The sequence below is a fragment of the Microcella sp. genome (assembly GCF_046296455.1).
GTDB lineage: Bacteria > Actinomycetota > Actinomycetes > Actinomycetales > Microbacteriaceae > Microcella.
On record NZ_JBKBLF010000013.1, the window covers coordinates 44,935 to 56,322 of the forward strand.

General features: G+C 69.8%; 10 protein-coding genes and 1 riboswitch. Of the genes, 2 read left to right on the forward strand and 8 right to left on the reverse strand.

Going from position 1 to position 11,388, the window contains the following annotated elements:
* Positions 1-69: 69 nt before the first annotated feature.
* Positions 70-1,866: an ABC transporter family substrate-binding protein gene (locus ACK4HH_RS08435; RefSeq protein ID WP_409650680.1), complete on the reverse strand. Its 1,797-nt coding sequence runs from the start codon at positions 1,864-1,866 to the stop codon at positions 70-72.
* A 398-nt stretch (positions 1,867-2,264) separates the two neighbouring features.
* Between ACK4HH_RS08435 and ACK4HH_RS08440 the strand changes: the two genes are divergently transcribed.
* Positions 2,265-3,056 carry a CPBP family intramembrane glutamic endopeptidase gene (locus ACK4HH_RS08440; RefSeq protein WP_409650752.1) on the forward strand — a complete coding sequence of 264 codons (792 nt, stop codon included), beginning with the start codon at positions 2,265-2,267 and terminating at the stop codon, positions 3,054-3,056.
* Between the two features lie 70 nt (positions 3,057-3,126).
* On the opposite strand, the gene gcvP is transcribed toward ACK4HH_RS08440, so the two are convergent.
* From gcvP to ACK4HH_RS08465, 5 genes are all read right to left on the reverse strand, one after another.
* On the reverse strand, positions 3,127-6,033 hold the full coding sequence (gene gcvP / locus ACK4HH_RS08445) for an aminomethyl-transferring glycine dehydrogenase (RefSeq protein WP_409650682.1): 2,907 nt from the start codon (positions 6,031-6,033) through the stop codon (positions 3,127-3,129).
* A 44-nt stretch (positions 6,034-6,077) separates the two neighbouring features.
* The gene (gcvH, locus tag ACK4HH_RS08450) at positions 6,078-6,452 is read right to left on the reverse strand and encodes a glycine cleavage system protein GcvH (protein ID WP_409650684.1); all 375 of its coding nucleotides are present in this window, start codon (positions 6,450-6,452) and stop codon (positions 6,078-6,080) included.
* A 55-nt stretch (positions 6,453-6,507) separates the two neighbouring features.
* Positions 6,508-7,620 carry a glycine cleavage system aminomethyltransferase GcvT gene (gene gcvT, locus ACK4HH_RS08455; RefSeq protein ID WP_409650686.1) on the reverse strand — a complete coding sequence of 371 codons (1,113 nt, stop codon included), beginning with the start codon at positions 7,618-7,620 and terminating at the stop codon, positions 6,508-6,510.
* Between the two features lie 163 nt (positions 7,621-7,783).
* A riboswitch (glycine riboswitch) is annotated at positions 7,784-7,879 on the reverse strand.
* A 56-nt stretch (positions 7,880-7,935) separates the two neighbouring features.
* Positions 7,936-8,085 carry a hypothetical protein gene (locus ACK4HH_RS08460; RefSeq protein WP_409650688.1) on the reverse strand — a complete coding sequence of 50 codons (150 nt, stop codon included), beginning with the start codon at positions 8,083-8,085 and terminating at the stop codon, positions 7,936-7,938.
* Between the two features lie 9 nt (positions 8,086-8,094).
* Entirely contained in the window at positions 8,095-8,742 is a 648-nt protein-coding gene (locus ACK4HH_RS08465) for an LON peptidase substrate-binding domain-containing protein (protein ID WP_409650690.1), read from the reverse strand.
* A gap of 135 nt (positions 8,743-8,877) precedes the next feature.
* Between ACK4HH_RS08465 and ACK4HH_RS08470 the strand changes: the two genes are divergently transcribed.
* Complete coding sequence (locus ACK4HH_RS08470) at positions 8,878-9,705, forward strand: SDR family NAD(P)-dependent oxidoreductase (protein ID WP_409650692.1); 828 nt, start codon at positions 8,878-8,880, stop codon at positions 9,703-9,705.
* A gap of 12 nt (positions 9,706-9,717) precedes the next feature.
* Here the strand turns inward: ACK4HH_RS08470 and ACK4HH_RS08475 are convergent, their stop codons facing one another.
* Together ACK4HH_RS08475 and ACK4HH_RS08480 are read right to left on the reverse strand one after the other, a co-directional pair.
* Complete coding sequence (locus ACK4HH_RS08475; RefSeq protein WP_409650694.1) at positions 9,718-10,863, reverse strand: calcium/sodium antiporter; 1,146 nt, start codon at positions 10,861-10,863, stop codon at positions 9,718-9,720.
* 22 nt (positions 10,864-10,885) lie between these two features.
* On the reverse strand, positions 10,886-11,380 hold the full coding sequence (locus ACK4HH_RS08480) for a MarR family winged helix-turn-helix transcriptional regulator (protein WP_409650696.1): 495 nt from the start codon (positions 11,378-11,380) through the stop codon (positions 10,886-10,888).
* Between the last annotated feature and the right edge of the window lie 8 nt (positions 11,381-11,388).

An 11,388-nucleotide genomic window follows, 5' to 3' on the forward strand; every position in this document is an offset into this window, starting at 1 on the left:
CGCAGTGCGGCCCCAGCGCCCCTGTGCTGAGAAGGACTGACCTGAGTCAGCCGATAGCTGGGCTATCGACTAGTTGCTCTCGGTCGGCTCCCAGTCCCACGCGTTCCAGAAGATGGTCGGCGACAGCGGTCCCGGCTCCACGTTCGCCACGCGGTCGGAGTACGCGGTGACGGCGGGGAACTGGAAGATGGTCAGACCGTAGAAGTCGTCCATCAGCAGCTTGTCGATCTCGACCTGGATCTCGATCTGGCGCTCGACGTCGAGCGTGACGTCCAGCTCGTCGAGCAGCGCGTCAACCTCGGGGTTGCTGTAGTAGTTGAGGTTGTTGATGCCACCCGTGCGGAAGGTCGGCGAGCTGTTGGTCACACCAAGGCTCGTCGACTGCCAGCCGAAGAACACCGCGTCGTACGCACCGGGGGTGCCGAGCAGGCCACCCCAGTCGGGGCTGCCGCAGTCCTCGACCACGAAGCCGGCCTCGGCGGCCGAAGCCTGGATGAGGGCGAACTCGTTGACGCGGCGCGGGTTGTTGAGCGCGTAGAGGATGCAGACGTCAGGAGCGGTCACGCCGGCCTCAGCGAGCAGCGCCTTGGCACCCTCGATGTCGACGTCGGTGAACGCGTCCATGCCGTTGTTGGCGACGGTCTCGTCGTAGCCGTCGGCGCCGGGGATGAAGATCTGCGAGTTGCGGACCTCGGCCTCGGGGTTGAGCGGCTTGATGAGCGTGTCGACGATCTGCTGACGCGGGATCGTCTTGAGGAAGGCCTCGCGCACGAGCGGGTTGTCGAACGTGCCGTTCTTCGACTCGGCGAACTGCAGGTCGATGTGCTCGTAGACAGCCTCTTCGCCCGAGAGCACGGTGACACCGTCGAGCGCGGCGAGCGCGTCCGCGACGTCGGCCGTGGCCTGGGGGCTGATGATGTCGACCTCACCGTTGGCGAGCGCCTGCACGGCGGCAAGCGGGTCGGTGATGAAGCGGATGGTGATCTCCTCGATGTTCGGGAGGTTCTCACCGCGGTAGTTCGGGTTCGCCGTCAGGGTAATCGACTGGTCGGCCACGAAGTCGGTGATCTGGTAGGGGCCGTTGACGACGAGCAGGTTCGCGTCTTCCTCGGCCGGCAGCTCGGTGAAGTTCCAGTCCGAGTTCCAGGTGCTCGAGATCGGGGCGAGAGCCTCGGCGTCGGCGTTCTGAATGGCCTCGATGAGGGCCGTCTTGGCCTCGCCGGCGTCTTCGATGTCGAGGGCGCGCTGCGCGACGACGTGCGCCGGCAGGCCCACGCCGAAGACGAGCTCCCAGTCGACGAAGAACTCGTCGTAGACGAGGGTGATCGAGCGGCCGTCGATGACGGGCGTCTCGGTGACGAGCTGCAGGCCCGCGCCGATCGCGCCGTCGAAGTAGACGACGTCGGTCGGGTACTCGTCGGTGAACTCACCGGTCTCGGGGTCGGTGAACTCGCCCGGGTTGAAGTCGGGGGTGTTCAGCACGCCCGAGTTCGCGGCCCACGCGAGCAGGAGGTCGGCGCCGTCGACGGCCGTGCCGTCAGACCACTGCACGTCGTCCGCGACGGTGTACTTGACCGTCAGTGGGTCCTCCGAGACGAGCTCGTAGGTGCCGAAGGACTCGTCCTTCACCAGCTCGGGCACGTTGTTGTAGTAGTTGAAGCCACCGCTGGTCAGGTACACGATGTTGGCGTTGGCCGTGGCGTTACCGAACGACGTGTTGCTGTTGTACGAGTAGAACGGCTGGTTCCACGCGACCGTGATGGAGCTACCCTCGACGACCTCGGACTGCGGCGCTGCGCAAGCCGAGAGAACGAGAGCGCTCGCCGCGATCGTGGCCGTGGCGGCCGCGAATCTGCTGATACGCAATTTTCCTCCTGTGCAAGATGGATGCGTGGCGGCACGTTTTCCGAGCGCGCCGTCACGCCTGTTGGGTACGACCCTAGAGACCCAGAGATACCCCCGCCAAACTGTAGGCCGATTCGTTACACACCGGTAACGCTCGCGCAGGTTCCGGCAGGGTTTTGCACAAATATTGCACCGGCCGCTCGCACTTCGCACGAATCCTGCGCCGAGGCGGCACGAACTCGGCGTCGGCGCAGAAACCCCGGCGCGCGCGGCCGACGACGCGCGGAACGGGCCTGTCGGGGTGCGCCAAAGAGCAGCGAGCATCCCGCCCGATGATTGCGGGTTCTGCACAACCCGGCCCTGCCCCGCAGAATAGAACGGTGACGACGCCACCGGATGCTGCGCCGCTGCCCGGCGGAATGCCGAGCGATCGGCGGCTGCGCGTCGAGATCCTCATCGTTCTGGGCCTCTCGCTGGGCGCGAGCGCCGTGTACTCGCTCGTGGCGATCGCCAACCGCCTCACCCGGGATGTGCCGCTCGGCGACCAGACGGCGACGCTCAACCCGCCGCGCGACCAGCGCGAGATCTTCGACCTGATCTACCAGCTGCTGGGCGTGTTCTTCGACCTCGTGCCCGTGGCGCTCGTGGCCTTCCTGCTGTGGAGCACCGCACGCCCGCACCTCGGCCGCCTCGGCATCGACGGCACCCGACCGTGGCGCGACACCCGCGACGGCATCGGCCTCGCCCTCGTGATCGGCATCCCCGGCCTCGCGCTGTACCTCGTGGGACGCGCGCTCGGCATCACGGTGACGGTCGTACCGACCGCGCTTGACGAGCACTGGTGGACAGTGCCCGTGCTGCTGCTCTCGGCCTTGCGGGCCGGCGTGACCGAGGAGGTCATCGTCGTCGGATACCTGTTCGCGCGCCTGCGCGACCTGCGCTGGGGGCCGTGGACGATCATCCTCACGAGCGCCCTCTTGCGGGCGACGTACCACCTGTACCAGGGCTTCGGCGCTTTCGTCGGCAACTTCGCCATGGGGCTGCTCTTCGGCTGGCTCTACACGCGCTACGGCCGGCTGATGCCGCTCGTCATCGCGCACACCGTCATCGACGCCGTGATCTTCATCGGCTACCCGTGGGCCGCCGCGGCGTTTCCGGGGCTGCTCGCCCCGATGCCCGTGCCGAGTCCCTCGTCGACTCCGAGCCCCTAGGCGAACGCCTCAGCGCGCGCCATAGGCGCGGCAATAGACGCAGCGGGGACTCCGATTGAGGCGGTCGCCGCTAGGCGAACGCCTCAATCGGAGGGCAGGCGCAGACGAGGTTGCGGTCGCCGTAGGCCTGGTCGACGCGGCGCACCGGCGGCCAGTACTTGGCCGTGCGGTCGCCCGCCGAGGGGTAGACCGCGAGCTCGCGCGAGTACGCGTGCTGCCACTCCCCTGCGATGACGCTCTCGGCCGTGTGCGGCGCGTTCACGAGCGGGTTGTCGTCGGCCGGCCACTCCCCCGCAGCGACGGCGTCGGCCTCGAGGCGGATGGCGATCATGGCCTGGATGAACCGCTCGAGCTCGGCGAGGTCTTCCGACTCGGTCGGCTCGATCATGAGCGTGCCCGCGACGGGGAACGACATGGTCGGAGCGTGGAATCCGTAGTCCATGAGCCGCTTGGCGACGTCGTCGTTGCCGATGCCCGTCGCCTCCTTGAGCGGCCGCAGGTCGAGGATGCACTCGTGCGCCACGAGGCCGTTCTCGCCCGCGTAGAGCACGGGGTAGTGGTCGCGCAGGCGCAGGGCGACGTAGTTGGCGGCGAGCACGGCGTTGGCCGTGGCATCCGTGAGCCCTTCGGCCCCCATCATGCGCGCGTAGGCCCACGAGATGGGCAGGATGCTCGCCGAGCCGTAGGGGGCCGCCGAGACGGGCGCGCCGCGGTGCTCGACGGTTCCGGCGTGGCCGGTCGTGTGGTCGAACGGCGGGTGCTGGTGCATCTGGGCGAGCGGATGCCCGGGCAGGAACTCGGCGAGGTGCGCCTTGGCCGCCACGGGGCCGACGCCGGGCCCGCCGCCGCCGTGCGGGATGCAGAAGGTCTTGTGCAGGTTGAGGTGGCTGACATCGCCGCCGATGTCGCCGTAGCGGGCGTAGCCGAGCAGCGCGTTGAGGTTGGCACCGTCGATGTAGACCTGCCCGCCGGCCTCGTGCACGGCCGCCGTAACCTGCATGACCTCGTGCTCGTAGACGCCGTGCGTCGACGGGTAGGTGATCATGAGCGCCGCGAGCTCGTCGCGGTGCTCGGCGATCTTCGCGCGCAGGTCGGCGAGGTCGACGTCGCCCGTCTCGGTCGTGGCGATGACGACGACGCGCATCCCGGCGAGCACGGCGCTCGCGGCGTTCGTGCCGTGGGCGCTCGAGGGGATGAGGCAGACAGTGCGGTGCACGTCGCCGCGCGAGCGGTGGTAGCCGCGGATGGCGAGCAGGCCCGCGAGCTCGCCCTGACTGCCCGCGTTGGGCTGCAGCGACACGGCGTCGTAGCCTGTGAGCTCGGAGAGCCAGGTCTCGAGGTGCCCGATCATCACGAGCGAGCCCTGCACGTCGTCGAGCGGCGCGAAGGGGTGCAGTGCGCTGAACTCGGGCCACGTCACGGCCGCCATCTCGGTGGCCGCGTTGAGCTTCATGGTGCACGAACCGAGCGGGATCATGCCGCGATCGAGCGCGTAGTCGCGGTCGGCGAGGCGCTTGAGGTAGCGCATCATCGCCGTCTCGCTGCGGTGCACGTGGAAGACCGGGTGCGTCATGTACTCGGATGCCCGGCGCAGGCCCTCAGGCAGGTGCGGGGTCAGACTCACGCCGAAGCCGTCGCTCAGGCCGAACACGGCGGCGAGGTCGGCGGCCAGCCCGTCGGTGGCCCGGGAGAACCCGATGCCGCTCGCGGCCGTCACCTCGTCGAAGCTGAAGCGCACGGTGTCGGAGTCGACCTGCCAGAGCAGCAGGTCGCGCTCGCGCGCGGTCTCGACGATCTCGGCCGCACGGCCCGGCACGCGCACCTCGAGGGTGTCGAAGAAGTCGGCGTGGGCGACCTCGATGCCCGCGGCGTTCAGGCGGGCGGCGAAGCCGGCGGCCTGGGCGTGCACGCCCTCGGCGATGCGGCGCAGCCCGTCGGGCCCGTGGTAGACCCCGAACATCGAGGCCATGACGGCGAGCAGCACCTGCGCGGTGCAGATGTTCGAGGTGGCCTTGTCGCGGCGGATGTGCTGCTCGCGGGTCTGCAGCGTCAGGCGGTAGGCAGGGCGGCCGTCGGCGTCTTTCGAGACGCCGACGAGGCGGCCTGGCATCTGCCGCTCGAGGCCCTCGCGCACGGCGAGGTAGCCGGCGTGCGGTCCGCCGAAGCCCATGGGCACGCCGAAGCGCTGCGTGGTGCCGACGGCGACGTCGGCGCCGAGCTCGCCGGGGCTCGTGATGAGCGTGAGGGCGAGCAGGTCGGCGGCGACGATCGCGAGCCCGCCTTGGCTCTTCACACGGGCGATGACCGCCGACGGATCCCAGACGCGGCCCGAGGCCGCCGGGTACTGCACGAAGACGCCGAAGGCCTCGGGCAGCTCGGCCGGGTCGGTCTCGGCGAGCGGCAGGTACTGCAGTTCGAGGCCGACGGCCTCGGCACGGCCGTCGAGCACCGCGCGGGTCTGGGCGAAGATGTCGCTGTCGACGAGGAAGACGTTCGAGGCAGAACCCGAGGCGCGGCGCGCGAGCAGCATGCCCTCGACGACGGCCGTCGCCTCGTCGAGCATCGACGCGTTCGCGGTGTGCAGGCCCGCGAGCTCGCTCACCATCGTCTGGAAGTTCAGCAGCGCCTCGAGGCGCCCCTGCGAGATCTCGGGCTGATAGGGCGTGTAGGCCGTGTACCAGCTCGGGTTCTCGAGCACGTTGCGCTGGATCACCGCGGGCGTCACCGTGCCGTAGTACCCCTGCCCGATCATGCTGCGCCGCACCCGGTTGTGCGCGGCCAGGGCGCGCAGCTCGGCGAGCGCCTCGGCCTCGGTCGCGGGCGCCGGCAGGCTGCGCAGCGGGGCCGTCTGGCGAATCGCTGACGGCACCGCGGCATCCATGAGCGCGTCGAGCGAGGCGTAGCCGAGCGCGTCGAGCATGAGCTGGCGGGCGTCGGCGTCGATGCCGATGTGACGGTCGACGAAGGGGATGCTCACAGAGGGCCTTTCGAATCGCGGGTGAGAAGAGAGAAGAGGAAGAGCTACTCGCCGATCAGGGCGCGGTACTCGTCGGCGCTCAGCAGTGCGGGGGTGCTCGAGACGCGCACCTTCACGAGCCAGCCATCGCCGTAGGGGTCGCTGTTGATGGTCTCGGGCGCGTCGACGACGGCACTGTTGGCCTCGACGACCTCGCCGTCGAGCGGCGCGTACAGCTCGCCGACCGACTTGGTCGACTCGACCTCGCCGACGATCGAGCCCGCGGCGAGGGCCGCACCGACCTTGGGCAGGTCGACGTAGACGACGTCGCCGAGCGCGTCGGCGGCGTACTGGGTGATGCCCACGGTGGCGACATCGCCCTCGAGACGCACCCATTCGTGCTCGGCGGTGTACTGCAGGTCGGCGGGAACGGCGCTCATGAGGGTGGCCTTTCGATCGGCGGTTCGGTGAGGCGGTGCGGGGCGGAGGGGTGGATCAGGAGCGGGAGTAGAAGGGCAGCGCCACGACCGTGGCGGGGATGCGGGTGCCGCGCACGTCGAGCTCGAGCACGGTGCCCAGGGCCGAGGCCTCGGGCGAGACGAACGCCATCGCGATCGGGTAGCCGAGCGTCGGCGACAGGGCGCCCGAGGTGACCTCGCCGACGAGTGCCTCGCCGTGGAAGACGGCATATTCGGCGCGCGCAGCTCGACGACCTTCGGCTCGCAGGCCGACGAGCACGGGAGCGCCCTCGGCCGGTCCGGCGAGGATCGCCTCGCGGCCGACGAAGTCGGGCTTGTCAGTGACGACGACGCGGCCGAGTCCGGCTTGCACCGGCTGGATGCTGAGCCCGAGCTCGTGACCGTACAACGGCATACCCGCCTCGAGCCGCAGGGTGTCGCGCGCCGCGAGCCCGCAGGGCACGAGCCCGAGCGGCTCGCCCGCCGCAGTGAGCGCGGCCCACAGCTCGGCGGCACGCTCGACCGGCACGTAGAGCTCGAAGCCGTCTTCGCCGGTGTAGCCCGTGCGCGCGACCATGATCTCGGTGCCGGCGAAGGCGCCCGAGCCCCAGGCGTAGTACTTCAGGTCGTCGAGGTCGGGGATCTCGAGCCCCGCGGTCGCGGCGAGCACGGCGACCGAGACCGGGCCCTGCACGGCGATGAGCGCGATCTGCTCGGTGCGGTCGTCGAGCACGACCTCGTGCTGCCCGATGCGCTGCTGCAGGGCCTCGACGACCGCGAAGCGGTTCGAGGCGTTGGCGACGACGAGATACGAGGTGTCGCTCATGCGGTAGACGATGAGGTCGTCGACGATGCCGCCGTTCTCGTTGAGCACGAGCGAGTACTTGGCCTTGCCGGGTGCCATGGCCGAGAGTCGACCGGCGAGCGCAGCATCCAGGAATGCGGCCGCGTCGGGGCCGTCGACCGCGATCTCGGCCATGTGCGAGATGTCGAAGATGCCCGCCGCCGTGCGCACGGCGTGGTGCTCCGCGAGGTCGGAGCTGTAGCGAACCGGCATCTGCCAGCCAGCGAAGTCGGTGAACGCGGCACCGAGCGCCTCGTGCACGGCGTGCAGGGGCGAGTGGCGCTGGGGGGCGGTGGGCTCGGACACGGAGTTCTCCTGACGCTGAAGGCCGGTGGAACTCCCCCTCTGTCATGGTGCCTGAGAGCTTCGCGCCGCCGGACTGCTCGTGGCAGCCGGTGGGGCGCTTTCACCGTGGGCGAGAGCGTCGCAGTCGTCGACGACGGATGCGCGCTCTGCTTTTCAGAGTGGCCTGGCTGATGCGGTACATAGACCTGAGAGATTGGCGGGGAGGCTTGCTCCTTCGGTGCCGCGGGCGCCGGGCCCACGGCTCTCCCGCATCGCGGAAACGGCCGGTGTTCAGTTGAGGGTGCTGCTGCGGCTCACTCTACCCGCTCGGCACCGTCAGCGGTCGTCGCGGTTATCGCGAAAATAGCGCACGGTCTGCCAGATCAGAACGACGAGGCCCGTAAGGGCCATGAGCACGAAGACGGGGCCGGCCCACGCGGCCGTGGCGGCGTCGACGGGAATGGGCAGGGCGATCACCTCGGTCATGGCGGCAGGCTACTCGCCGTCGAGCAGTGCCGAGAAGTCGTCGTCGTCGAGCCCCGGCATCGCGAGCATCTCGGCGGCACCCTCGGTGGCCTCGATGAGGCCGCTCAGCAGTTCGACCGCGGTCGTCGACCGCAGCAGCCGCACCTGATCGAGCGGGCCGAGCGGCGAGATGCCGGCGAGCTGCCAGCAGGCCTGGATCGGGTCGTCGCTCAGCTCGATGTCGGCGGGCCACTGCTGCTCGACGAACTCGCTCGCGCGCGAGATCGTGCGGCGCACGAGCTGCTCGGCCCGCTCGAGCAGCGGCCGGAGCTCGTCGTCCCATTCGAGCTCGGGCACCGCACGCACCTCGGCGCGAGGGAACGGATCGTCATCGAGCCAGGTGACCACTTCGATGCGCCGGTCGCCCTGCGCGATGAGCCCGATGAAGCCCTCGCTCGTCTCGACGCGCGTCACCTGGGCGGCCGTGCCGATCGCAAACCGGTGCTCGCCACCCCCGACCTCGCTGCCGCGCTCGATGAGCACGATGCCGAACTCGGGCGGCTCGTCGCCGAGGATCGTCGAGAGCATGACGATGTAGCGCTCTTCGAACACCCTCAGCGCCGTCGGCATCGCGGGAAACAGCACCGACCCGAGCGGGAACATCGGCATGACCGTCATGCCCCCACGATTCCACGGGTTCCTGCGGGTTCGCATAGCATCGCGGCCCCGGGACGTTCGGCCCTGACCGATCGGTCGGGATGTGATTAGCCTGGTCGTTGCGCGAGGACGCGCATCCGGTATCGAAGGAGCATCATGCAGATCAGCGGGAAGGTCTTCGCCGTCACCGGCGGCGGCAACGGCATCGGGCGTGAGGTCGTGCTCGGCCTCGTGGCGAAGGGCGCGCGCGTCGCGGCCCTCGACCTGAGCGAGGAGGGTCTGGCCGAGACCGTGCGGCTGGCCGGCGACCACGGCGACCGCATCTCGACGCATGTCGTGAACATCACCGACCGGAAGGCGGTCGAAAAACTGCCCGCGGCGATCATCACGCAGCACGGCCAGGTCGACGGTCTGCTCAACATCGCGGGCATCATCCAGAAGTTCGTGCCGGTCATGCAGCTCGACTGGGACCAGATCGAGCGCGTCATCGACGTCAACCTCTACGGCGTGCTCAACACCACCAAGGCGTTCCTGCCTGAGCTCGTGAAGCGGCCCGAGGCCGCGCTCGTGAACGTGGCGAGCATGGGCGCCTACGCGCCGGTTCCTGGCCAGGGCGTCTACGGCGCCACGAAGGCCGCGGTGGCGCAGCTCAGCCGCGCGCTGCACTCGGAGCTTATGGAGACAGGCGTGCAGGTCACGGGCGTCTTTCCCGGCGCGATCGGCACCAACATCACGGTGAACTCGGGGCTCATGACGGCCGAGCAGGCCAAGGAGATGGCCGCCGCCGCGGGCGAGAAGCAGCGCAAGACGACCGCGCCCGCCGAGGCCGGCCGCCAGATCATCGAGGCGGTCGAGAAGGGCTCGTACGAGATCTTCATCGGCGGCGACGCGCGCATCATGTCGCGCCTCTCGCGCCTCAACCCGAAGAACGCGGCGGGGCTCATCTACAAGCAGATGAAAGACCTGCTCGCGTCGATGAACTGACGACTGAACGGCTCAGGCGGCCGGCGGCGCGGAGGATGCGTCGTCGGCCGTCGCCGTCTGCGGCAGGGCCTTCTCAGCCGCGGCCGCGCGTCGACCGCGCAGCACCCCCACCTCGTACGCGGTCGCCGCGATGAGGGTGCTGGCGAGCAGCGGCAGCACGAACCACAGCATGACGTCGGTGAAGCCCTCGAGCGCGTCATGCGCCGTCGACGCGAGCACGAGGTACACCGTGTACGCGACGTAGAGCAGAACGAAGAGCGCCCCCTCCCAGCGGGCGATGACGAAGCCGGTGAACGCGATCGGCACCAGGGCGACGGCGGTCACGAGCATGAGCGGCAGGTCGAGCGCGATCGCGGCGGGCGGCACCGGGATGCCCTCGCCGAACAGGATCGCCGGCAGGCCGAGCACCATGCCGATGTTGAAGATGTTGCTGCCCACGATGTTGCCGACCGCCATATCGCGCTCGCCGCGGCGCACAGCGATGATCGAGGTCGCGAGCTCGGGCAGCGAGGTGCCGATCGCGACGACCGTGAGCCCGATCACGAGGCTGCTGATGCCGAGCGCGGTCGCGATGCCGACGGCGCCGTCGACGAGCAGGCGGGCTCCGAACACGAGCAGCCCGATGCCGGCGGCAAGCAGCAGCAGGGCGAGCCACAGCGGAACCGGCTTGCTGTTGAGCGCCGGCTCGACGGGCTCGGCGGCCGCGCTCTCGCGACGGCCGATGACGATGCTCAGCACCGTGTGCACGCCGAGGCCGGCGAGCAGCAGCACCCCGTCGAGCAGCCCGATGACGCCGTCGAGGCTCACGGCGACAAGCAGCACCGAGATGCCGACCATGACGGGGATGTCGAAGCGAACGAGCTGACGCTTGATGACGAGCGGCATGACAATCGCCGACAAGCCGAGAATGAACAGGACGTTGACGATGTTGCTGCCCACGACGTTGCCGAGCGCGAGGTCGGGCTCGCCCCGCACCACAGCGTCGAGCGTGACCGCGAGCTCGGGCGCCGAGGTCGCGGCAGAGACCACGACGAGGCCGATGACGAGCGGCGAGATGCCCACCTTCGCGGCGAGCGTCGAGGCGCCGCGCACGAGGGCTTCACCCCCGCCGATCAACAGGACCAGTCCGGCGATGATGAAGACGATGTCGAGCAGCACGGCCACAGCCTAGAGCGCCTCGTCAGCGCTCGGGCCGCAGCCAGTCGAGCCACGTGCGCAGCAGCCGCTCGAGCGCGGCGCGGTCGGCAGCGTCGAGCGGCGCGAGCAGGCGATGCTCGTTGGCGAGGTGCGCCTCGAAGGCACGCTCGACGAGCGCGAGCCCCGCATCCGTCAGCGCCACCACCCGCCCGCGACCATCGATCGGCGACGGGCGACGAGTGACGAGGCCGGCCGCCTCGAGGCGGTCGACGCGCTTGGTGAGGCCGCCCGCGGTGATCATGGTGCTGTCGGCGAGGGCGCTGGGGGTGCGCTCGAACGGGGCGCCCGCGCGACGCAGCGCGGCGAGCACGTCGAACTCGCCCGACGTCAGCCCGTGCTGCTGGAAGACCCGCTCGAGCTCGACCTCGATCGCGGCGGCGAGACGGGCGAGCCGTCCGAAGACCCCCTGCGGCGCGACGTCGAGGTCGGGGCGCTCGCGCCGCCACTCGGCCTGGATACGGGAGACGCGATCGGTCATGCGGGAAT